17 protein-coding genes are annotated in these 22460 nt (G+C 59.3%); 7 read left to right on the plus strand and 10 right to left on the minus strand.

Going from position 1 to position 22460, the window contains the following annotated elements:
• Positions 1-5: 5 nt before the first annotated feature.
• Positions 6-1094 carry a glycosyltransferase family 8 protein gene (locus tag QSJ36_RS10480; protein ID WP_250715917.1) on the minus strand — a complete coding sequence of 363 codons (1089 nt, stop codon included), beginning with the start codon at positions 1092-1094 and terminating at the stop codon, positions 6-8.
• Positions 1095-1651: 557 nt separating this feature from the next.
• Between QSJ36_RS10480 and QSJ36_RS10485 the strand changes: the two genes are divergently transcribed.
• The 4 genes from QSJ36_RS10485 (at position 1652) to QSJ36_RS10500 (ending at position 6168) form a co-directional block, all read left to right on the plus strand.
• Positions 1652-2752, plus strand: a complete 1101-nt coding sequence (locus tag QSJ36_RS10485; RefSeq protein WP_285468638.1) for a glycosyltransferase — start codon at positions 1652-1654, stop codon at positions 2750-2752.
• Between the two features lie 6 nt (positions 2753-2758).
• The gene (locus QSJ36_RS10490; protein ID WP_285468639.1) at positions 2759-3847 is read left to right on the plus strand and encodes a glycosyltransferase family 2 protein; all 1089 of its coding nucleotides are present in this window, start codon (positions 2759-2761) and stop codon (positions 3845-3847) included.
• Positions 3848-4009: 162 nt separating this feature from the next.
• The gene (locus QSJ36_RS10495) at positions 4010-5095 is read left to right on the plus strand and encodes a glycosyltransferase (RefSeq protein WP_285468640.1); all 1086 of its coding nucleotides are present in this window, start codon (positions 4010-4012) and stop codon (positions 5093-5095) included.
• Complete coding sequence (locus QSJ36_RS10500; protein WP_102721114.1) at positions 5092-6168, plus strand: glycosyltransferase; 1077 nt, start codon at positions 5092-5094, stop codon at positions 6166-6168. The genes QSJ36_RS10495 and QSJ36_RS10500 overlap by 4 nt, the downstream gene beginning before the upstream one ends.
• A gap of 75 nt (positions 6169-6243) precedes the next feature.
• On the opposite strand, the gene QSJ36_RS10505 is transcribed toward QSJ36_RS10500, so the two are convergent.
• From QSJ36_RS10505 to QSJ36_RS10535, 7 genes are all read right to left on the minus strand, one after another.
• Positions 6244-6807 (minus strand): DJ-1 family glyoxalase III, encoded by a 564-nt coding sequence (locus QSJ36_RS10505; protein WP_102721115.1) that lies wholly within the window; start codon positions 6805-6807, stop codon positions 6244-6246.
• Positions 6808-6870: 63 nt separating this feature from the next.
• Positions 6871-7911 carry a biotin/lipoyl-containing protein gene (locus QSJ36_RS10510; RefSeq protein ID WP_102721116.1) on the minus strand — a complete coding sequence of 347 codons (1041 nt, stop codon included), beginning with the start codon at positions 7909-7911 and terminating at the stop codon, positions 6871-6873.
• 87 nt (positions 7912-7998) lie between these two features.
• The gene (nagA, locus tag QSJ36_RS10515) at positions 7999-9147 is read right to left on the minus strand and encodes an N-acetylglucosamine-6-phosphate deacetylase (RefSeq protein ID WP_102721117.1); all 1149 of its coding nucleotides are present in this window, start codon (positions 9145-9147) and stop codon (positions 7999-8001) included.
• A gap of 60 nt (positions 9148-9207) precedes the next feature.
• A complete protein-coding gene (locus tag QSJ36_RS10520) occupies positions 9208-9456 on the minus strand; it encodes a hypothetical protein (protein WP_022396923.1) in 249 nt (82 codons plus the stop codon).
• A 19-nt stretch (positions 9457-9475) separates the two neighbouring features.
• Positions 9476-10069, minus strand: a complete 594-nt coding sequence (locus QSJ36_RS10525; RefSeq protein WP_022396922.1) for a peptidylprolyl isomerase — start codon at positions 10067-10069, stop codon at positions 9476-9478.
• Positions 10070-10227: 158 nt separating this feature from the next.
• Positions 10228-11571 carry an MFS transporter gene (locus QSJ36_RS10530; protein WP_285468641.1) on the minus strand — a complete coding sequence of 448 codons (1344 nt, stop codon included), beginning with the start codon at positions 11569-11571 and terminating at the stop codon, positions 10228-10230.
• A 4-nt stretch (positions 11572-11575) separates the two neighbouring features.
• On the minus strand, positions 11576-13048 hold the full coding sequence (locus QSJ36_RS10535) for a carbon starvation CstA family protein (protein WP_022396920.1): 1473 nt from the start codon (positions 13046-13048) through the stop codon (positions 11576-11578).
• A 330-nt stretch (positions 13049-13378) separates the two neighbouring features.
• Between QSJ36_RS10535 and QSJ36_RS10540 the strand changes: the two genes are divergently transcribed.
• From QSJ36_RS10540 to QSJ36_RS10550, 3 genes are all read left to right on the plus strand, one after another.
• Complete coding sequence (locus QSJ36_RS10540) at positions 13379-14140, plus strand: PEP-CTERM sorting domain-containing protein (RefSeq protein ID WP_250716238.1); 762 nt, start codon at positions 13379-13381, stop codon at positions 14138-14140.
• 347 nt (positions 14141-14487) lie between these two features.
• Positions 14488-15192: a PEP-CTERM sorting domain-containing protein gene (locus QSJ36_RS10545; protein WP_250716108.1), complete on the plus strand. Its 705-nt coding sequence runs from the start codon at positions 14488-14490 to the stop codon at positions 15190-15192.
• Positions 15193-15364: 172 nt separating this feature from the next.
• A complete protein-coding gene (locus QSJ36_RS10550) occupies positions 15365-19621 on the plus strand; it encodes a sulfatase-like hydrolase/transferase (protein WP_285468642.1) in 4257 nt (1418 codons plus the stop codon).
• A gap of 233 nt (positions 19622-19854) precedes the next feature.
• Here the strand turns inward: QSJ36_RS10550 and rbfA are convergent, their stop codons facing one another.
• Together rbfA and infB are read right to left on the minus strand one after the other, a co-directional pair.
• Positions 19855-20232, minus strand: a complete 378-nt coding sequence (gene rbfA / locus QSJ36_RS10555; RefSeq protein ID WP_102721122.1) for a 30S ribosome-binding factor RbfA — start codon at positions 20230-20232, stop codon at positions 19855-19857.
• Positions 20233-20376: 144 nt separating this feature from the next.
• Positions 20377-22434, minus strand: coding sequence for a translation initiation factor IF-2 (gene infB, locus QSJ36_RS10560; protein ID WP_022396917.1), 2058 nt, complete (start codon positions 22432-22434; stop codon positions 20377-20379).
• Between the last annotated feature and the right edge of the window lie 26 nt (positions 22435-22460).

The raw sequence follows: 22460 nt of genomic DNA on the forward strand, positions 1-22460 counted from the left end.
TGGAATCAGGGCCATGAGCCGTCAAACACGGCCAGTTGGCGTTGAAGGGTTTTGATTTTCTCCCGGCGTTTCCGGAAATTCCGGCCCGGAGAGACGGGGAGGCTCCATTGGTGGTGGCGCAGCCGGGAACGGAAGGCGCGCGTGAATTGCCGGTACAGGGCGCGCAGCTCCCTGCGGAAAGCCGGAGTTTGCCGGGCAAGGGGCCACCAGAGGGCGAGATACAGGCGGTGGTAGATTTTTTCCATATCCGGCGGCAGCCACGGCTTGTAATCACCCACCAGGTGGAAAAGCTTCCAGGAACGGCTTTCAAACAGGGCCGGGGCTTCTTCAAACTCGGTGCCGGAGATGAGGTCCGCCATTCCCGCATGGTGCAGCTCAAACTGGAAGTGGTAATTCCAGCGGAGGGGCAGCGGAGCAATGCGGCCGTGAAAGACAATGTTGATAATGTCCTGGTCCACGTACGGAAAGGAATCCGGATGGGCCTCAAGCAGCCTCAGCAGCCTGTCTTCCGTTTCCTGCTCCCTCATCTGGACCAGGTCCATGACCATGACCCCGGTATTGCAGTACAGGCGCGGATTCGTTACCCCCATGCCGCTGATGTATTCCAGATGGTCGGGAAGGCGGCCCGTACTGATGCTTTGCAGGACGGCGCAGTCCCGGACGGCGCCTATCGGCGCGCCGTGCAGGTCCGCATCGTAAAGTTCGGCCACGTCTCCATTCAGCAGCACGTCCACGTCCAGGTAAACCACCCTGTCGTGCCGGGGGAACAGGGCGGCGGCCAGCAGGCGTCCATACGTGAGAGGGGAGAACCGTCCGCAATCCCTGTGCTGCAGAATGCGAAGCAGCCTCTCCGGAAGCCTGCAAAACCCCAGCGAGACGCGGGGACAGCCGGAAACGGCTTTTCCCAGTTCCTTCATCTGCTCTTCCTCCAATCCATGATGAACGATATGGAGTTCATAATTCCGCCGCGGATCGGAATGCACGCAAAGGGAGCGTATCGCCACGGCCAGCGGGATGAGCCAGGAGGAAGTGACGGCGAACATGACGGAAACGGGAGGTTCCGCCATGCCGGATAAGGGAGAGATAGTCGGCATAAAAGGAATTCAACAGGTCATGAAGAAGAATGGGAAAAGCTGAAAGCGTTTCCGGTGCCTGCCGGGAATTCCGGTATAAAGATAGTTGGGAGAAAGGTCTTGTTTTTCATGGCGGAGATGAATTCCGGAAGAGCTGTTGAAACAGGGGAAACGGGCATCCCTGTTCCGGCGTTCCGTTATTCTCTGCATGGGACATTCCCGGCGGTGAAAACGCTCATATTTTGTTTGGGCATCATACGAATTTCAAATCCGTCATGGATTAATATGGAATGATTTCCGTACCGTTTGGAGTGCCGTAAACGCTTGCGGCTTCCGGAAGCCAAACCGGGAGGCAGCGAACTCTCTTTCCTGAAAGCCAGTGCGTCCTGACGGAATGCATGCATTTCAACGGCTGAGAGGCTTGCCGCGATCCAGGTTTCCGTTGCGTAATTCCGAAAGGCTTTTTCCGGGGGAAAACGGTTTCCCATCGAGGAAGGACCATGCAACGTAAGCTCCTTGGTATGAAAATCGGCCCTTGACCCCGGATTTGAAATCCGTTTACATAGGGTTTTCTTGGTATGAGCGCGGCTGTTTCCATCATCGTCCCCTGTTATAATGTAGCTCCTTATCTGGATAAATGCATGGAAAGCCTAACTCTCCAGACGCTGGGGGACCTTGAGATCATTTGCGTGAATGACGGTTCCGGGGACGATACCCCAGCCATCCTGCGCGCATGGGCTGAAAGGGATGGCCGCATCCGGGTGGTGGACCGGGAAAACGGCGGCCTTTCTGCGGCGCGCAATACCGGCATGGCCCTGGCTGGCGGGGAATATATCGGCTTTGTGGACCCGGATGATTACGTGGAACACTCCATGTATGGCCGCCTGCTGGAAAAAGCCCGCAGGAGTGATGCGGATGTGACGGCCTGCGGCTATACCGGTTTTTCCGACCGTGACGGTTCCATACTGGAAAAATGGAGCCTGTCACCGGAAGAAGGAGTGGAAGAGAATGTACAGGCATGCGTTTTTCAGGAAAATGCCGTATGGAGAAGGATGGCCGCCGTGGCATGGAACAAGCTTTTCAAGAGGGAATTCCTGGAAAGGAACGGCCTCCGCTTTGAGCCCCGCTTCAGGCAGGGAGAGGACGATGCCTTCTGGCTGATGGTGCTGGCCCACGCCTCCCGTCTGGCGGTCATTCCGGACCGGCTCTATTGGTACCGCCGCCAGAGAGAAGGGGCTATTTCCCTGCCATGGGAGGAAGAAGGTTGTCCGCTGCCTCTTGTGGCGGACCGCCTTCTATATGCCACGGCGTACTGGAAAAAATGCGGCTGGCTGGAATCCGGCCTGGAACGCGGCTGGGTTCTGCACGCCCTGTGGTACTACCTGCTGGTGCATCTGGTGCCGGCGCACAAGCCGCTTCCGCGCCTGAATGCGGAGGAATGGGCCCGGCTGCACGGAAAATTCCGGGAATGGTTCTCCCTGGTGGGAGGGGCGGACCGGTTGCGGGGCCTGGACAAATGGGAAAAGTCCTTCTGCCGCCTGCTGGAACAGCCTGCGGAACGTCCCGGCTGGCTGCGCCGCCGCTGGTGGAAGCGTCTTTCCCTCCGCAGGGGGCGCCGAGGGCGCTATTCCGCTCTTCGCTTGCTCCTGGCTTCCGCCGGAGAAAAAAACCATTCCTGACGCCCCATGTCCGTTTCCATCGTCGTTCCCTGTTATAACGTAGCTCCGTATGTGGAGGAGTGCCTGGAAAGCCTGGTGAACCAGAGCTTGCAGGACCTTGAAATCATCTGTGTGAACGACGGTTCCACGGACGCTACCCCGGCGCTTCTGGATGCGTGGGCGCGGAGGGATGGCCGCATCCGCGTCATTCACCGTGAAAATGGAGGGCAGGCCTCCGCGCGCAACGTCGGGATGGATACGGCTGCGGGTGAATATGTGGGCTTTGTGGACCCGGACGACTATGTGGAGCATGCCATGTTTGCCCGTCTGGTGGAGGAATCCCGCAGGCATGGCGCGGACGTCACGGCTTGCGGTTACACCAGTTTTTCCGACGGTGACGGTTCCGTGCTGGAGGAATTGAGCTGGTCCCCCGCTGCGGGCGTGGAAAAGGAAGTGCAGTCAAGTATGGCCCGCGCGGGTTCCGTTTGGGAGCGGATGGACGTGGTGACGTGCAACAAACTGTACCGGAGGGATTTTCTGAACCGGCACGGCCTGCGTTTTGAAACCTCGTTCCGGTCCATGGAGGACGACGTGTTATGGCTGATGGCGCTGGCTCATGCCTCCTGCCTGGCCGTCATTCCGGACCGTCTGTACTGGTACCGCCGCCGGAGGCGCGGTTCCGTCTCCCAGATGCTGGAAGCGCAGGAACGTCCCCTCCTGCTGGTGGCGGAACGGCTGCTGCATGCTACGGAGTATTGGAAAAAATGCGGCTGGCTGGAATCCGGCCTGGAGCGCGGCTGGGTACTCCGGGCTCTGAGGCATTATCTTCTGGTCCGGCTGCTGAATCCGGGGCAGCCCCTGCCGCAGTTGAGTGAAGAGGAATGGAGGCGCCTGCGCGGCAAATGCCGGGAATGGTTTGCCCTGGCGGGGGAAGCGGAGGCGTTCCGGACTCTCGGCAAATGGGACTTTGCGCTGTGCCGGATGCTGGCTTCTCCGCCGGAACATCCCGGCTTCCTGTCCCGTGCGTGGTGGAAGCTTCTCTCCCGCTGCCGCGGACGGCGGGGACGTTACTACAGGCTTAAAGGGAAGCTTTCCTCTTGCGGCGGTGGGAAATAGCTTCCCGGCGGACTGGTTCTTAACATTCTGCGCATCGTTGGGGCTTGCGGGAACGCCCGTGTTGAAGTAAGGTAGCCGTTGCGGGAAAAGGCGCGGGCATCATGAATCATGGTTTCCGCTGGTTTTTCCCATGAAAAACTGAATGATACTCCCGATTTCTCTATGGATGGTACTGTTTCCATTATTTTGCCCTGCTACAACGTTGCTCCTTATCTGGATGAATGCCTGGAAAGCCTGGTCCGGCAGACCTGGGAAGACTTGGAAATCATCTGCGTCAACGACGGCTCCACGGACGATACGCCGGACGTGCTGCGCGGATGGGCTGAAAAGGACGCCCGCATCCGGGTGATTCACCAGGAAAACGGGGGCGCCTTTTCCGCGCGCAATGCGGGGCTGGATGCGGCGGCGGGTGAATACATCGGCTTTGTGGATCCGGATGATTACGTGGATACCTCCATGTATGCCCGGCTGGTGGAAACCGCGCAGCGGCATGGTGCGGAGGTGGCGGCTTGCGGATATACCTCCTTTTCCGAAGAAGACGGCACGGTGATGGAAGACGCCGGGCACGCGCCGGAACCCGGATTTGAACCTGATGCCAAAAAATCCTGTTTCAGCGGTGAGTCCGTGTGGCTCCGGATGGACGTGGTGGTATGGAACAAGGTGTACAGGCGTTCCTTTTTTGAAGAAAACGGCCTGCGCATGAAACCGGGGTTCCGCGGCGGGGAAGATGACATTTTCTGGCTGACGGCGCTTCCCCACGCGTCACGGCTCGCGGTCATTCCGGATCAACTGTACTTTTACCGCAGGAAAAGAGCCGGTTCCCTTTCCGATGTTTGGGACCGGGACGGATGGTTTTACTCCATGAACATGGACCGTCTGGAATATGTGACTGCCTACTGGGAAAAAATCGGCTGGCTGGAATCTGCCGTCAGGAAGGGCTGGCTGGCCCATATCATGAAGCGTTATCTGCTGGCTCACGTCACCTCCGCAGAGGAAATCTTCCGGCGGCTGGATGAAGAGGAACGCAGGGGACTGGCGGCGCGTTACCGCAAATGGTTGAAAGGCGTGGAAATCGGGCCCGGCTTTGCAGGCCTGAACAAGTGGGACCGCGCGTTCTGCCGCCTGCTGGGTGCGGAACCGGTAAAGCTCGGTCCCGGCGCGCGTCTTCACAGTACCCTGATGTCGGCATGCAGCGGAAGAAAAGGGCGGTACCACCGTCTTAAGCTCCTGTTATCCGGATTATCATGAAAACCGCCGTTTCCGTCATTGTCCCCTGTTACAACGTAGCGCCCTACGTGGACGAATGCATGTCCGGCCTGGCGGAGCAGACGCTGGGTCCCATGGAAATCATCTGCGTGGATGACGGCTCCACGGACGGGACGCTGGAGCTTCTGTACAGGTGGCGGGAAAAAGACAATCGCCTCCGGGTTATCAGCCAGTCCAACGCCGGAGTGTCCGCGGCCAGGAATGCCGGGCTGGATGCCGCGGAGGGAAAATACGTGGGCTTTGTGGACCCGGATGACCGGGTGGACCGGAGGATGTTCTCGCGCCTGCTTGGCGCCGCTGAAAAGAATGATGCGGACGTCGTGGTGTGCGGTTGCCGGGAATTCGTGGAAAAAGACGGTGTGGCCGTCCATGAGGGCGGCTGGTCCCCGGATGATGAATTTTATCCGGAGGAACGGGTGGAGCAATTCCGCCGCGGTTCCGCCTGGTGCCGGTGCGTGGGTCCCGTGTACAACAAACTGGTCCGCAGAAGCCTGGTGGAAGAACATTCCCTCCGTTTTGTGGTGGGCTTGAAGGAAGGGGAGGATCTGGCCTTCCTGCTGATGCTGCTGCCCTTCGCACCCCGGCTCCGGACCCTGTCGGACCGTTTTTACCATTACCGCAGGGAACGTCCCGGCTCCGCCACGTATGGACGGGACTTGCTGCTGGGCGACTTCCGCATGGACCTGCTGGGCATGGACCGGGTGGCCCGTTTCTGGCAGCGGCACGGCCTGCTGGATTCCCCCGCCGTCTTCGGGCTGGTGGACTACTACATGGAATTCATCCGCAGGCACTTCATCATGAAAGAAGGGGCCTTCTTCAAGGCGTCGCCGGAAGACCGAGAAACCCTCCTGTCCGGGTGGAAAAAATGGCTGGAACTGGTGGGCGCGGAGAAAGCCCTCTCCCGGCTGGACCGGTGGGACCAGGCGTTCTGCCGCCTTCTGCTGGACTACCCCCTCCAGGGCAATTTCTTTTCTTCCCTGCGTGCCCGCCTGATGTCATCCCGCAAAGGACGCCGGGGGGCTTATTATACCCTGAAAAGGCACCTGGCGAGGTGAGATGGAAAACCCTTCTTCCCTCGGTTTTTTGGTATGGTATGAGACCGTGAAGGAGCCGGAATGCTTTCCGGAATCCTACAGGCCCGTGTAGCACATCTGCTCCTTGAGCTGGGCCACCTGGAGGTCTTCTCCCAGGTATTCCCCGATGCAGTAGCCGAAGAGCATGGCGGCTCCGGGGCCGTTGGCGGTGAGCATGTTGCCGTCCAGAACCACGTTTTCATCCTTGACGATGTGGGCTCCGGCTTCGTTGAGTTCCCGGTAGACGTCCTGGGCCGGGTAGGCCGTGACATTCTTGTCCTTGACCAGGCCGGCTTTCGCCAGGACGATGGGGGCGGCGCAGATGGCGGCTACCAGCTTGCCCGCGGCATGCATCTTCTTGACCAGGTGGATGACTTCCGGCGTATCACGGAGCACCCAGGCGCCTGCGCCGCCGGGCAGGATCAGGGCGTCCAGCTTGTCCGCATGGAGCTTGTCCAGCATGGTGTCCGTGGTGACGGTCACGTCATGGGTGCTGACCACCTTGTCAGACTGCACGCCGGCCAGCTGCACGTCAAAGTTCAGGCGGCGCAGGATGTCCAGCGGGGCCATGAGTTCTATTTCTTCAAATCCGGGGGCGGCAAGAATGGCGACTTTTTTCATGGTTAATGAGACAAGGGGAGGGAATGGAACGTTCAAGGAAAAGGGGGCAGGATGCCGGCAGCCCTACAGGAGAAGCAGGACCGGATTTTCCAGCAGCGTCTTGAATTCGGCGGCAATTCTGGACGCCTTGCATTCCGGCAGGATGTTGGCGTTCACGTACAGGGTGACGGGCAGGATGAGCTTGGACACGGGGCGTCCCGCTTCTATGCCCGTTTTCGGCGTGGTGCCGCCGATGCTGATGATGCTGTGGGGCATTTCCGGGAGCACGGTGCGCTGGGCTTCCACGTTCACGCCGCTGTCGCAGAGCAGGATGTTGGGCGTGATGCTGCCCGCGGGGGGCGGCCCTGCCGCGGGGGCGGCTAGCCGTTCCATGGCGATGTTGTAAATCGTCTTGCCGGAGGCGTTTTCAATAAAGACGTATTTTTCCCCCTTGTCCAGCACCATGAGCAGTTCTGCGGCGGAGTCTCCCGCCAGCCATTCCGGCTCGCTGATGCACGCTTTCACCGCGGCGCGCACCACGTAGTCAAAGAGGCTGTAGCGGCCGCCGATGAGTTTTTCGCACTGGACGGCGATGGGCGTGCTGATGGCGGCCAGGTAGGCCATGTTCGCCTCCAGGGAGTACAGGTAGAAATTATCCACGCGCGTGGCGTGGCGCGTGTCCCGGGGCGCCAGCGGGGTCTGCACCCGGCGGGCGGGGCCGTCTGCGGGGCGTATGGAGGCGCGCACGTCCGCGGCCATGATCTTGCCGCGTGGTCCGGTGCCGCGCAGGGTTCCGGCGTTCAGCCCGGCTTCCGCGGCCAGCCTGGCGGCCAGCGGGCTGCATTTGACGGGCGGGCAAGGAGGGCAGTCACAGGAGGCGGCGCCGAATTCCGACTGAAGCAGCGCAATGGGAGCGCCCACCGCGGCGGAACCGCCTTCCGGCACCAGGATTTCCATCAGGGTTCCGTCCTCGCATGCCTGGAGTTCCACGTGGGCCTTGTCCGTCTCGATGTCGGCCAGATGGTCGCCGACTTCTACGAAGTCTCCTATCTTTTTGACCCATCTCAGGACGATTCCTTCGTGCATGGAGTCGGACAGGCGGGGCATTTCAATGGTAATAGCCATGGAGGTGAATGTTGAACGTTGGAATACGGTAAGAGGGGGATGGCGCGCCGGAAGGGTTTCCGTCCCGTCCGGCGCGCGGGCGCGCGGTTACGCGCTGTATTTTTCCACGCCGTCGATGAACACCTTGCAGGTGTTGAAGTCATCGTCCAGCAGAACCATGTCCGCCGTGAAGCCGGGGGCGATTTTGCCCAGGTCTTCCAGGCCCAGGGACTGCGCCTGGTTCCAGGAGGTGGCCTTCACCAGGTCGCTGAGGGGCTTGCCGGTCAGGCGGTGCACGTTTTTCAGGCCGTGGGCGTATTTGAGGGTGCTGCCGGCCAGCGCGCCGGATTCCTGCAGGCGCGCCACGCCGTCCTTCACGATGATGGGCAGGCCGCCCAGGTCTCCGGGGCCGTCCGGCATCCAGGAGCAGGCCAGGGAATCCGTAATCATCATCATCTGGTCCGTTTCCTTGTTCTTGAACACGGTCTTGAGCATGTCCGCGCAGAGGTGGATGGTGTCGCAGATGATTTCAATCTTGATTTCCCTGTCCAGCAGGCCGGAGCCCACCAGGCCGATTTCACGGTGGTGCAGGGGGGACATCTGGTTGCAGTAGTGGGTCAGGTGCACCAGGCCCGCGGATTTCGCCTTGTTGAAGTCCGCATGGGTGGCCGCGCTGTGCCCGGCGGAGCAACGGATGCCGCTGGCCGTGGCTTTTTCAATGAATTCCACGGCTCCGGGCATTTCCGGCGCCAGGGAGACCAGCAGAACCTTGGCGATGGAGTTCAGGTTGGCTACTTCATCATAGTCCGGCTGGCGGACAAAGGCGGGGTTCTGCGCGCCGCAGCACTTGGGATTGATGAACGGCCCTTCCAGATGGATGCCGGGCGTCTTGGCGAATTCCTGGTTCTTCATGTATTCCGCCACGGAGGCGCACACGTCTTCCAGCACCTTGGGAGACAAGGTGAGGGTGGTCGGCAGCCAGGAGGTGACGCCTTCCTTCATCTTGCATTCCGCAATGGTGCGGAGGCTTTCCAGCTTGGCGTCGCAGGTGTCGCAGCCGCCGGCGCCGTGGCTGTGGATGTCAATGAAACCGGGAAGGAGCATGCGGCCTTCCGCATCCACCACCTTGTCTGCGGCGGGGAGTTCGCTCCCGGCGGGATAGACGGCGGTGATGGTCTTGCCTTCGATTTCCACGGCAGCCCCGGGCAGGTCAATGCCGGGGGAGATGATGCGTGCGTTTTTAATGAGTGTTTTCATAAAAATGAATGGTTGGTGGATGGATTTTTAGAGTCGCTTGATGATGAATACGGGGTTGTTTCACGCCGTTTTTCCGGAAATGACGAGCCACGACCATTTGCGGCAGCGGGGACAGCGGCCAAAGTTCCTTTTCCTGCCTGCCGATTTGTAAAGGATGCCGTATTTCCCGAAGGGTTCCTCCAGGCCGCAGCGGTTGCAGCGGATGGTCCATCCGGGCGCTCTTTTTTCCCATTTGGCGACGTTCTCCGGCGTGGCCTCCACTTCCTGCGGAGTGAAGACCTGGTTGATGAACCGCCTGAGAATATTCATGCCGTTGATTGCTCCCGGTTTATTTGGCGGCGTCCAGCGCCTTGTTCCACTGGGCCACGCGGGCGGCTTCCGCCTTCAGCACGGCGGCCGCGGCGTTCTTGTCCAGAATGCGGATGTCCTTGATCTTGTCTCCCCGGACGATGGAGTTGACGATGGCCTGGCCTTTCAGCACCTTCCCGAAGACCGTATGGCGGCCGTCCAGATGAGGCGTGGCAACGTGGGTGATGAAGAATTGGGAGCCGTTGGTGCCGGGGCCCGCGTTCGCCATGGAAAGCACGCCGGGGCCGTCATGCTTGAGGTCCGGGGAAAACTCGTCTTCAAAGCTGTAGCCGGGGCCTCCCATGCCCGTGCCGGTGGGGTCGCCGCCCTGAATCATGAAGTCCGGAATCACGCGGTGGAAGGAGATTCCCTTGTAGTAGCCCCTGTTGATGAGGTTCAGGAAATTGGCTACGGTGACGGGCGCCTTGGAGGGGTAAAGGGCCAGTTCAATGTCCCCCTTGGTGGTGGAGATGACGATATTGACGTCCTTGAGGCTGGCGGTGGATGCCGCAGAGGCGGTGAAGCCCGCCAGGGCGCACAGGGAGCACAACAGAAGGGTAAGATACTTTTTCATGGCTTCTTGTTTTCCCCCCTATGTTGCCCGAATAAAAGCGGGTTTGCAAGTAAATCGCGCGCCCTGACGGGAGAATGGCGCAGGGTGCGCGGAAGGAGGGAAAGGTTTTTCTTTAAAAGGAGGATTTTTAAAGATTACTGCCTGATTGCCAGTACATTTTATCTTGCGCCCGGAGCCACGCGGGAAAAACGGAAGATCACCCACGCCATGCCGAGGCTCAGGATTCCCATGACGACGAATTGCCAGGAGGGGGGAATCACCAGCATCATGGCGTATTGGAATCCGACGGCCATCAGTCCCAGCACGCAGTCCACCAGGTTGCCGGCGGCAATCATGTCCCCGCGCTTGTCGTTGTCCGCCCGGTCCTGGAAGAAGGCGTTCAGCGGCACCAGGAACAGTGCGGCGGAGATGCCCGCCGCCATCAGCAGGGCATAAAAGACCGTGGAAGTCATGGAGACCGTAGAGAGGGCCACGCAGCTCAGCGCCATCAGCGCGCCTCCCGCCACGGAGACGTTCATCCGGATGTGGCGGCGGCAGATCAGGGAGGCCAGGATGCCCCCCAGCACGGTTCCTCCGCTCATCCAGGCCATCAGCACGGCTCCCACGGAGCTGAAATCGTCGCTGCCGCCGGAGATTTCCTTGGCCATCTGGATAGTCATCAGCATGATCGTGCCGCCGAAGAACCAGAAGTAACCGATGCCCATCTCGCTGACGCGCAGGTTGCGGTTTTTCCACAGCTTGCCCAGTTGGTGGAAGTGTTCGTAAAACAGGGACCAGGAGAAGGGCCGGAAACCCTCCGGAGCGTACCGGGGCAGGTAGAAGCTGGAAATCGCCACGGGAACGGCCATCAGCAGGAACACCAGGCAGGGGAAGGAGGCGGCATACCAGCCGTCGTTGAGGCCGGAGGGTTTCAGCCAGGCGTCAAACCACTGGAAGAAGCCTTCCCCCAGCCAGTGGTGCCAGACGGTATCCGTGGAAGGCTCCAGCAGGTAGCGGAACCAGACGAAAACGCCGATCTGGCCGATGAGCAGGCTGAGGATGGAAGCCATTTCCACAATGCCGCTGGCGAACCCCATGCGGGAGGTGCCCACGATGTCCTTGACGATGCCCTTCTTGGACGGGCTGAAGATAGTGGCCTGCACGGCAAAGACGCAGAACCACAGGATGGCCCCGTCCAGGTTATGGGTACGCAGGCTCCAGTACATGCCCGCCAGCACGCAGATCTGGAGCAGCGCCATGGACTGGATGATGCGCGCCTTGCAGAAACGGTCCGAGAGCCAGCCGACGAACGGGGAAAACAGGATGAAGGGCAGCACGATGATGGCCCCAAGCGGGTATTCCAGGTCTCCCTGCGTGCCGTACAGCCAGACGCCCAGGGGAATGAGCAGGAATTGCGCCCCCTTTTCATTAAAGGAATTCTGCGCCTGGATCAGCACGAGCCTCCAGAAGGCTCCCCATGGAACCTTGCGGGCGTGTCCGGGCGTATGGGGGCTGGAGTTCATGAAATTACAGGTTGGGCTCCTCCGCTTTTTCCAGTCCGGAGCCGCGGAACAGGCACAGCACGCCGATGACGGCCACGAGCAGGACGCTGCAGACCAGGGAAGCTTCATAACTGAAACCGCACATTTCCGGGCTGGAGAACAGGTACTGGAGCACCACCAGGCTCAGGAAGGCGGCGGGAACGGCGGCCGTCCAGCAGCAGCGGTTTTTGCTGCGCAGGTAAATGGAGACGGCCCAGAGGGTGGCGGCGGCCAGGAGCTGGTTGGCCCAGCCGAAGTACTGCCAGATGATGGCGTAGTCCATGCTGCTTACGGCAATGGCTGCGGCAAAGAGGGGGATGGCGATCATCAGGCGGCGGCTCAGTTGCTCCTGGTTCAGCTTGAAGCAATCCGCAATCATCAGGCGCGTGACCCGCAGGGCGCCGTCCCCCGTGCTGATGGGGAGGATGACCACGCCGACCATGACCAGGATGGAGCCGACGTGGCCCATCCAGGATTCGGAAATCATCTGGATGGCCAGCGCCGGGGCCTTTCCGTTGGCGGTAGCCGCTCCCAGGGCTTCCGGGGTGCCGTAGAAGGTCAGCGCGGCGGCCGCCCATATGAAGGCGATGATTCCTTCCGTAATCATGGCTCCGCCGAAGACGGGCAGTCCTTCCTGCTCCGTTTTCAGGCAGCGCGCCATCAGCGGGGACTGCGTGGCGTGGAAGCCGCTCACCGCTCCGCAGGCGATGGTGATGAACATCACGGGGAAGAGCGGGAAATCCGCCGGGTGGCGGTTATGGAAGAAGTCCAGGTCCGGGAGCACTTCCATAGAAGGAATGTGCATCCAGTACGGCATGAATTCCGCAAAGGGAGCCAGGAGCATCACGCCCAGAATGCCCACCACCATGATGATCAGGGCGACGGAAAAAAGGGGATACACCTTTCCCATGATGGCCTGGATGGGAAGGATGGTCGCCAGAAAGTAGTAGCCGAAGATGATCCACACCCATGCAGAAACGCTCCAGCCCGTCATGGGGGCCAGGATGGCGGCGGGGCCCACGGCGAAGACGACGCCCACCAGCACGCTGAACACGATGCAGACGGCGCGGCTGATCCACTGGGCCTGGCTGCCCAGGTAGCGGCCCAGGATTTCCGGCAGGTTTTCCCCCTTGTGGCGCAGGGAAATCATGCCGGAAAAGTAATCGTGCACCATTCCGCCAAAGATGCAGCCGATGACGATCCACAGGAGCGCGGCCGGCCCGTACAGCACGCCCATGACGGCGCCGAAGATAGGGCCCAGCCCCGCAATGTTCAGCAACTGAATCAGGAACACGCGCCAGCGCGGCATCACCACGTAATCCACGCCGTCCGTGCAGGCCACGGCGGGAGTCTGCCGGGAGGCGTCCGGCCGGAAAATCTTTTCCAGCACCCGCCCGTAGGTGAAATAACCGGCCGCCAGGATCAATATCCCCAGAATGAAGTAGCAGTAACCGTTCATGTTGGAAAAAGGTCCAGCCATCTCATGGACAGGCTGTCCGTTCGGGGAACTTAACTGTTCTCCTCTCTTCTGGCAAGCCGTTAGTGAAAGAGAAAAAAATACGGAACGGATTGCCAATCCGAAAAAGAAATCCGATGTACCATTTTTATGCATAAAAATCTGGCATTAGGAATTTTACAACGATTTAAAATTCCCAAAAAAGAAACTCTCATCAGAAAACGCCCCTGGGCGTTTATCTTCCTAAACATCTTGTTTTTATCATTTATTGTTGACTTCGGATTGGCAATCCGCTAAGGGATAAAGGTTGTTTTCATCCAACCTCTCCTAGTTATGAAGAAATCATTGATACTCATTGCCTCCCTGACTTTTGGAACAGCAGTTTCCCAGGCTGCGGTGTTGTGTTCCACTACTTTTAACCGGACCGGCACTTCCCTGGATACCGTTACGGTGAACACGACATCCGATGTGGGACTTACTTCCTCCACCTCCATCGGTTCCGAAGATTTCAGCAAGAGCACCTCGGGCAATGACCTCCTGGCCTCAGGTTCCATTCCGGCCTCCGTGTTTTCCCCCAATGCCAATGTGGGAGGCGCCGGAAACAATACATGGAGCGTTTCCTTCACATTCACCAATACCGGTTCCCACGACATGCTGATTTCTTCCATTGACCTGTCCATGGTCGGGTTCACGGGTGCGGGGGCCGCCCAGAATGGCGGTGGCGGTATAGCCAATAATGGTTATGTGGGCGGATATGAAGGCAATTTCAACAAGCCTGTCGATATGACTCTCTCCATTGACGGGCAGCCGGACCAGACGCTGACCTACAACGGTTCCACCGCCGCCAATGGTACCACCGGCGCATGGACCGGCATTCATACGGGAAGCCACACGTACGATGATTTTCTGCTGAAAGCCGGGGAATCCCTGACCATCACCATCACGGCTTCCAATAACAGCGCTTATAACAAGGGCTGCTTTGCCGGGCTTTCGGGAATTCAGATTAACGGTGATTTGGTGGTTCCCGAACCTGCCACGGCCTCCCTGGGCCTTCTGGGGCTGGCCGTCCTGATGATGCGCCGCCGCAGAGCTTGAAGACTTATTGATGGAAAACGGTTGCGGAGGAAAGAACGCAATCTTTTGATTTTCAAATCAAAAAATGGTCAGCCCAGAGAAAAGGCGAATTAGAAATCCGGAGTCAATGAAAAAAGTTGAAGATCAGGAATTTTGGAAGCATACGCCCATGGCCGGAAGAAATTCCAATCAGGCTGACCATTTCTGTTGAAATTGACGCAATTCTTTAATTATAAACATAATTTATTTATTCATAACTTAAGAAACGGTTTCTCCGGATTTCTAATTCGCTACTCATAAAAGACTGTCTCCCGAAGGGGAGTTTTCACAGCATCTATTTGAAAACGAACGAATAACCTACTTTGAAGATGAAAACGGCCTTTTATATTCTTGCCTCCCTGTCGTTGGGCGCTTTTTCCGCACAGGCGGCTACCTTGTGGACGACCACCTTCGGGAATGCGGCCCAGTCGGATCCTACCAAGGTAACCCTTACCAATTCCGGAGGGGAAATGGGCGGTATCACGGGGAATGTCCATTCCCTGCAAAAGACGACCTACAGCAACGGGCAGACGGAAGACCTGACGCTGATGACAGGCGGCGGAGTATGTTCCGATGCCTCCTTGTTTACTCCCGGCGTCAATGTGCAATCAAGCGGATCGTGGACGGCAGGGATGACCTTTACCAATGGCAGCGACCAGGGATGTTCCATCAGCGCCGTTAAGATGACTGTGGTTTCCTTCAATTCCACAGGGGCTGCACAGTCTAACCAAAGATCGTTTTCTCTGACGGTCACGATCAACGGCCAGGAAGTGACGGCCACTGTCACCCTTGCGGCCGATAGCGGCAAGAACGGCACGGCGGCTACGCTGACTTTTGACACCCCGATTGAGCTGAAAGCCGGACAGTCCCTGGATTTTTCCGTTCTTGCCAGTAAGACGAACCAGACGGATGGCTCTTTCTTCGGCATTAAATCCATGGAGTTCCAGGGGGAGCTGCTGGTGCCTGAACCGGCCACGGCTTCTCTGGGACTGCTGGGGCTGGCTGCCTTGATGATGTACCGCCGCAGAGCTTGATTCTCCATGCTTCCTCTCTTGTCCAATACCAAGCCGCCCTGTGGATTCAGCCCAAAGGGCGGTTTTCTTTTATTCCAAAATATCCTTTTTTCTCCTTATAAATAGAAGGAATGCGTCTCTGGATTTTTCATCGGGGCACTCTTGAACTGAATCACTTTCAACTATCATTATTATGTCACTGCTACGCCTGCTCTCCGTTCTGGTTCCGTCCCTGGTGTTTTTGGCTCCGGTAAAATCCGCGGAGGCGGACTATACCTGGAAGGGTTCCTCGTCTCCATGGTCGAACGTATCCAACTGGAGCGTGAACGGAGGAACGCCGTCGGCTGCTCCCGGCGCGCCGGCCTCCGCCTACACGCATTGGATGGTCACGAACGGGACGGATTCGGCTGGCATGACCAATATAGGCGGGTTGGGGTCCGGAGGACGGTATTTGAAAGGAATCCGGGTGGCGGGAGTTAACAATCAGCCGGGAGGAAAGGTCCAGCTCTTCGTGTTGAATACTTCTTCCGGCGTATATCTGCGCGTGGAGACGGGCGGCATTACCGTGGAAAACGCAACCGCGGGCGGTTATAATGCGGATTTCGGGATTGCACAGCTGCGCGTAGCCGCCGACCAGGAGTGGAATGTGGCGGAAGGCCGCTGTTTTTATGTGGGGCAGGACGATGGAGCTCCCTCCGGAGGATTGTATTCCCTGACTTCTGAAAACGATGCTCCGCGGCGCGTGACGGTGACGGGAGGGGGAGCCGTGCGCATTGGAGAAGGAATGCTGCTGAATAATATTTCCGGCCTCATCGGCTTTGTAATGAGTGCCGGGAAGGGAATGCCCACGCTGGACCTGGCGGACCGGGGCATGAGCAATACGATTACGGTGGAAGACGCCGGGCGGCTGGAGGGCATGTCCCTGTACCAGGGCTCCCTGGTGACGCAGGAGAAGGCCTCCGTGACTTTTTCCGGAACCTCTGCCAAGGCGTCCGGTCAATGGAACATCGGCGCGAACACGGAATTTGCGCTGGAAAATTCCACGCTGGACCTGGCGGAAACTGGAGTGGACGGGAATGTGACGCTTTCCGGCTCATCCGGCATTACCGGTGACAAGGGGACGCTGAAACAGACGATTCTGGATGACGCCCGGGTGACTTATACGGACCGGCACGTCAAGGCGGGGGAAATCCGGAACGTGGGCAGGAATGTAACGATTACGCTGAACAACTCCTCCATCCATTTTGACGGGGAGATTCCGGCGGTGGACCTGGTGGTGCAGGGGAGCTGCACGCTGGGCGGCAGCGGTACGTTTCCGGGGACGATCACTTATGCGCCCGGAGGCGCTCTTTCCGTGGAGGGGGACATTTCCCTGCCCAGCTCTTCCCTGACGCTGGGGCGCGTCCATGTATCCGTGCTGGACGGCGTGCCGCAAAAGTCAGCCGTACAGCCGGAGAGCCCCTCCCTGCAGGCGCGGGAATACGTTGTCCTGTTTGATTCCTCTTTTGAAGATCTCATTGCCGCGTGGCCGGGCAGGCATACGCTGGGCGTGCAGTTCAAGCCGGAAACGACCGCCTCCATCACTGTGAAGGAACTGCCGAAAGGGGCGGTTTCATGGAATTATGATGAGGCGGCCAAATTGCTGACGCTTCAGACGGATGTGGCGGAAAAGCCGGCCATGCCGGGGCATGTTTCCGGGGCCAGGCCCAATATCATCTTCGTGCTGGTGGATGACATGGGCTGGGGCGACCTGGAAGAAAACTGGAACCATCAGGACAAGAACGGAAGAACGGTAACGAGGCGCAACAGCTTCAAGACGCCGCAGCTGAATTCCATGGCGACGGAAGGGATGCAATTGCGGCGCCATTACAGCGCGGCGCCCGTTTGCGCCCCGGCCCGCGCTTCCCTGCTGCTGGGGGTGCACCAGGGCCATTCCCGCGTTATCCGCAACAACAGCTTTGATTATCCCATAGAAAACTCCCACACGCTGGCCACGGTGCTGAAAGGCGCCGGGTACCATACGGCGGCTGTCGGCAAATGGGGCATCGGCGGCTACGGGCAGGGGCCGTCCGGCTTGTATGCCCGCCCCAACGAACGCGGATTCGACTACTTTTACGGGATTATGGAGCACCTGACGGGGCACTACCACTACATCACGGAATCCAAGAACATTTACGAATACAATGACGGCGCCTCTTCCCCCGCCTTCGCCAATGTGACGAACAAGGTTCCGGATACGGCCTATGACACGGACCTGTTCGGCGCGCGCGCCAAGCAGTGGATCGTGGACCACCATGCCAAATCGGCCACCCAGCCCTTCTTCCTGTACCTGGCCTTCCCCGCTCCGCACGGTTCCCTGGCGGTGCCCGCGTGCGCCTATCCCCCCAAACCGGGCCTCAAGGGAGGCTTGCAGTGGGTGGCCGGGAATGAGGACGGGTATGAAGCCTCCAACACGGCTACGGCGCAGCGGGCGGCAGCGGCCGGGGTGGAAGGAACCTTCTCCAAGGATACCTACATCCATCCGGATAATGAGGGAATCAATGACGCCTCCCCCAACCAGACGGAGAAACGCCACGCCACCATGATCAGGCGCGTGGATGATGTGATGGGGGATTTGATTCAAACGCTCAAGGATTTGGGAATTGATGACAACACGATGATCGTCTTTACCTCCGACAACGGACCCCATAATGAAAGCGGTTCGGACGGGCAGCACCAGCGGGGCGCGCAGAATCCCGCCTTCTTCCAAAGCTACGGCATGATGGACGGCATCAAGCGCGACTGCTGGGAGGGCGGCATGCGCGTGCCCACCCTGGTGCGCTGGCCCGGCGTGATTCCTGCCAATGGCATCAGCTTGAATGCCTGCCAGTTCCATGACTGGATGGCTACCTTTGCGGATGCGGCGGGCGTGGCGGTTCCTGCGCGCTGCGACGGCGTTTCCCTGCTGCCGACGCTGGCCGGCGTGCCGGAACGCCAGAAGGAGAGCCTGATTTATTCCGAATATAACTATGGCGGCAATGGCGCCTCCTATCAGGACTTCCTGTCGCACCACAAAAGCTCTCCCCGCGGTTTGCAGCAGGTCGTGTTTGTGGATGGCCTTAAAGGCGTGCGTTTCAACATTTCCGGGACGGATCAGGACTTCCAGATTTATGATACTGAAAAAGACCCGCAGGAAGCTTCCAATCTCGCCTCCTCCCGTCCGGACTTGCAGGCGAAGATGAAGGCCCGGGCCTTGTCTGTGCGGCGCTCCCTGCCTTCCACGAATGGAACTCTGAATGCCGGTGACGTGCCCGCTGCGACGGCTCCGGCCAATCTCCGGCAAGGTCTGAAAATGCGCTGCTGGAACCGTGGTTTTGACTGGGTGCCCGACTTCCGCCAGATGGAAGAGGCGCCCTCTGTCACAGGCGCTGTGTCTTCTCTCAGCGTGAATGCCGGTTCCGCCGCTCAAAAGGGGGTGGAACTCACGGGCTACCTTACCGTTCCCGTTACAGGGGAGTACAAATTCTACCTTCAGACGGATTCCAACGCGGGATCCAAAGCCTTCGTACACCTGCACGGCATGCAGCTCATTGATGCGGACTACGCCTATACGCCGGGCACGGAAGCCAACTCCAATGCCCGGCAGGGTTCGGAAGTCACGCCCAATGCGGTACAGGCCGTCCGGCTTGCGGCGGGGGTGCATCCCATCCGCATCGGTTATGTGGGCCACGCCTCCGGCTCTGCCCTCACCATGCAATGGGAGGGGCCGGGAATAAGCAAGCAGGAGATTCCCGCCAGCGCCTTCAGCTATGAATACGTAAACCCCGTCAATATCGACAAAACGGAGGAAACCGTAGGGTTTGCCGCTGCCTCCACCACGCTGACCGTGCAGACGCAGCTTCCATGGACGGCCTCCTGTGACCAGGCCTGCGTCACGGTCCGGCCGGCTTCAGGCTCCGGAACTGCCACGCTGGACATTCAAATGGAAGCCAACGCCCAGCAAACGGAACGGGTGGCCGTGGTCACCGTCCAGTGCGGCGGCGAGGAAAGAACGTTCACGCTGACCCAGTCCGCGGCTCCGGCCCCGGCAGGGTACGATAAGTGGAAAAAAGACAACTTCGGGGACGGAACGCCGGAGGACCAGATGGCTCCGGATGCCTGTCCCGCCGGAGACGGAGTCACCAACCTGATGAAGTATGCAACGGGCCTGGACCCCAACAAACCGTGCGGAAGCGTGACGGGGCTGGCGATCCGGGAGGAAGGGGGCAAAAAATACCTCGTGCTTTCCTGGCCGGTAAATCCGGAAGCGGCGGATGTGGCGTTCAGTGTGGAAAGCTCGTCCGACTTGAAGGAATGGGCCGATGAAGGAATCGTCACTCCGGCCGGTGTCCGCGGGGAATTCCGTGATACGGCGGCTCTGGAAGAAAGCGCCCCGGCACGCCGGTTTCTGAGGTTGAAGGTGACGAGGTAAGGAAGAAATAAATTCCACCCCGTTTCCCGGTAACGGTTCCTCTGGGAACAAGGGCCTCCCGGCCCTTGTATCTGTTACAGAATTTCTCCTGAAGAAATCATCCTGCCAATTCCACTTCGCCGTTTTGCCGGTCCGTAAACACGGCACGGCGATTGCCTCCGTGCTTTTGGCTGGAAAAAGAAATCCTTGTCTTGCAAAAAGACAAGGAGGATTTTTTACTGTTCAGCAGGGTTTTATTCCTCGCCGTTTTCCGGATCGGCCGGAGGGGCTTTGGGAAGGTTTTTATCAATGTCTTCCAGGAGGTTGACCAGGTCAACGCCGCGCTGGGCGGAGTCGTCCAGCCGGAACGACAGGCGCGGCGTGTTGCGCAGCACCACGCGCTTGGCTACGGCGGACTGGATGAGGCCATGCCTGGAGTTCAGTTTTTCCAGCACCTGGGCGGGGGACATTTTTCCTACGACGCCTACCCATACTTTTCCTTCTTTCAAGTCGTCCGTCACTTCCACTTCAATAACGGTGACAATCGTTCCGGGGAATTCAAAGTCCCGCTGGATGGTGGTGCCTATTTCACGGCGGAGGAGTTCATTTACCTTGTCAGTGCGTCTGCTCATATGAAGGGATAGAGTGATGGATGGACCGATTGGTTCAATCGGAGAAGGAAGAATGGGGGAGAAAGGACAGGGATGGAGCTTCTTTGAACGCCCGGAGGGGCGTGAAAGGGGCGTCCATCCCTGTTATATGATTCCTGCTTGGGGTTACAGCGTTTGCTGGATTTTTTCCAGCGTGTAGCATTCGATGATGTCGCCTGCCTCGTATTCGTTGAAGTCGCCCAGACGGATGCCGCATTCCAGGCCGGCCTTGACTTCTTCCACTTCATCCTGGAAGCGGCGCAGGGTGGACATTTTACCGTCAAAGACGGGAGTCTTGTCGCGGATGACGCGCGCTTCACAGCTGCGGAGGATTTTTCCGTCCTCCACCATGCAGCCCGCCGCGCGGCCCTTGTTGAGTTTGAAGACCTGGAGCACTTTGGCGTGGCCGATGATGGTTTCACGCGTTTCCGGTTCCAGAAGACCCAGCATGGCATCCCTCACCTGGTCGATGAGTTCGTAAACGATGGAGTAAAGCTTCACCTGCACGCCTTCCCGCTTGAGCAGTTTCACGGCGTTGGCTTCCACCTTGACGTTGAAGCCCAGGATGACGGCGTCCGAGGAGGAGGCCAGCAGCACGTCCGATTCCGAGATGGGGCCGGCGGAGGCGTTCAGGAAGACGCATTCCACCTTGTCCGACTGGATGTCCATAATGGCCTTCTTGATGGCTTCCACGGAGCCCTGCACGTCCCCCTTGAGAAGGATCTTGAGCTGGGCTTTCTGGGTGCCGTCGCCCATCATGGCGAGCAGTTCTTCCATGCGGGCCTTGCGGGGCTGGGCCAGGCGCTGCTTGCGCAGTTCCTCCTGGCGTTCTTCGCCCAGCTTCTTGGCGGCGCGTTCGTTTTCCATTTCCACCAGTTCGTCGCCCACGTTCGGGGTTTCGGAAAAGCCGGTAATTTCCACGGGCATGCCGGGCCCCACCTTTTTGACGCGTTCGCCGTGGTCGTTGACCAGGGCGCGCACCTTGCCGGCGTACGGGCCGCAGATGAAGGGCATGCCTACGCGGATGGTGCCGCTTTCCACGATGGCCGTGGCGGAGCTGCCCGTGCCGGGTTCCACGCGGGCCTCAATGATGGAGGCGCGGCAGTTGGCCTTGGGATTGGCCTGGAGTTCGAGCACTTCCGACTGAAGGACGAGAAGGCCGAGAAGGTCGTCGATGCCGTCGCCGGTCAGGGCGGAAACTTCCACGCATTCCACGTTGCCGCCGAAGTCCGTGGGAACCAGCCCTTCCTCCATCAGGCCGCTCTTGGTCTTGACGGGGTCTGCGGCCGGAAGGTCGCATTTGTTGATGGCCACGATGATGGTTTTACCGGCCGCCTTGGAGTGGGCGATGGCTTCCCTCGTCTGGGGCATGATGCCGTCATTGGCGGCCACTACCAGTACCACGATGTCCGTCACGTCCGCGCCGCGGGCGCGCATTTCCGTGAAGATGGCGTGTCCCGGGGTATCCAGGAAGGTGAGGGTGCTGCCGTTGTATTCCACCGTATAGGCGCCGATGTGCTGGGTGATGCCCCCGGCTTCCCCCTTGGCTACGCGCGCCTTGCGGATGTAGTCCAGCAGGGAGGTTTTGCCGTGGTCCACATGGCCCATGACGGTGATGATGGGCGTGCGCAGGATGAGGGTGGCCTTGGGTTCTTCCACCACCGGCACGGGTTCCGGTTCCTTGACCGGTTCCTGCTGGGCCTTGACGCCGCCGCCCTTTTCCCGTTTTTCACGGGCGAAGGTGTAGCCGTGCAGGTCACAGATGGCGCTGACGGCGTCCGCGTCCAGCGGCGTATTCGGGTTGGCGAAGATGCCCATGCCCATCAGGTCCTTGATGATCTGGAAGGGCTTGGCTTGCAGCATGCCTGCCAGCTCGGAGACGGAGACGGGCGGCTTGAGGTTGATGATTTTATCGTCTGCGGAGTCCGTTTCCTGGGGGGCAGGCGCGGCAGATTCTGCGGCGGGTGCGGCCTGGGCAGGGGCGGTAGCCGGCTCGGAGGGAGCGGAGACGGACGCTTTTTTCTTGGGGCCGGAAAGCAAGTCGAGAGCTTCTTTCTTGACCGGGGCAGGACGGGATGGCGCCGGTGCGGGTTCCGGCTGGGGTGCGCGTTTCTTTTTGGGAGATCCGCCGATCAGATCCAACACTTCCTTTTTGGGTTCGTTCTCTTCTTGTTTATTAGGCATCTTAATTTAAGTTTGTTAGATATTGA

It is taken from the genome of Akkermansia sp. NBRC 115031, from assembly GCF_030268505.1.
Lineage (GTDB): Bacteria > Verrucomicrobiota > Verrucomicrobiia > Verrucomicrobiales > Akkermansiaceae > Akkermansia > Akkermansia massiliensis.

Coding starts and splice junctions, on each gene's coding strand:
- QSJ36_RS10480 (WP_250715917.1), bottom strand. CDS start 1,094: ATGCCGACTATCTCTCCCTTATCCGGCATGGCGGAACCTCCCGTTTCC.
- QSJ36_RS10485 (WP_285468638.1), top strand. CDS start 1,652: ATGAGCGCGGCTGTTTCCATCATCGTCCCCTGTTATAATGTAGCTCCT.
- QSJ36_RS10490 (WP_285468639.1), top strand. CDS start 2,759: ATGTCCGTTTCCATCGTCGTTCCCTGTTATAACGTAGCTCCGTATGTG.
- QSJ36_RS10495 (WP_285468640.1), top strand. CDS start 4,010: ATGGATGGTACTGTTTCCATTATTTTGCCCTGCTACAACGTTGCTCCT.
- QSJ36_RS10500 (WP_102721114.1), top strand. CDS start 5,092: ATGAAAACCGCCGTTTCCGTCATTGTCCCCTGTTACAACGTAGCGCCC.
- QSJ36_RS10505 (WP_102721115.1), bottom strand. CDS start 6,807: ATGAAAAAAGTCGCCATTCTTGCCGCCCCCGGATTTGAAGAAATAGAA.
- QSJ36_RS10510 (WP_102721116.1), bottom strand. CDS start 7,911: ATGGCTATTACCATTGAAATGCCCCGCCTGTCCGACTCCATGCACGAA.
- nagA (WP_102721117.1), bottom strand. CDS start 9,147: ATGAAAACACTCATTAAAAACGCACGCATCATCTCCCCCGGCATTGAC.
- QSJ36_RS10520 (WP_022396923.1), bottom strand. CDS start 9,456: ATGAATATTCTCAGGCGGTTCATCAACCAGGTCTTCACTCCGCAGGAA.
- QSJ36_RS10525 (WP_022396922.1), bottom strand. CDS start 10,069: ATGAAAAAGTATCTTACCCTTCTGTTGTGCTCCCTGTGCGCCCTGGCG.
- QSJ36_RS10530 (WP_285468641.1), bottom strand. CDS start 11,571: ATGAACTCCAGCCCCCATACGCCCGGACACGCCCGCAAGGTTCCATGG.
- QSJ36_RS10535 (WP_022396920.1), bottom strand. CDS start 13,048: ATGAACGGTTACTGCTACTTCATTCTGGGGATATTGATCCTGGCGGCC.
- QSJ36_RS10540 (WP_250716238.1), top strand. CDS start 13,379: ATGAAGAAATCATTGATACTCATTGCCTCCCTGACTTTTGGAACAGCA.
- QSJ36_RS10545 (WP_250716108.1), top strand. CDS start 14,488: ATGAAAACGGCCTTTTATATTCTTGCCTCCCTGTCGTTGGGCGCTTTT.
- QSJ36_RS10550 (WP_285468642.1), top strand. CDS start 15,365: ATGTCACTGCTACGCCTGCTCTCCGTTCTGGTTCCGTCCCTGGTGTTT.
- rbfA (WP_102721122.1), bottom strand. CDS start 20,232: ATGAGCAGACGCACTGACAAGGTAAATGAACTCCTCCGCCGTGAAATA.
- infB (WP_022396917.1), bottom strand. CDS start 22,434: ATGCCTAATAAACAAGAAGAGAACGAACCCAAAAAGGAAGTGTTGGAT.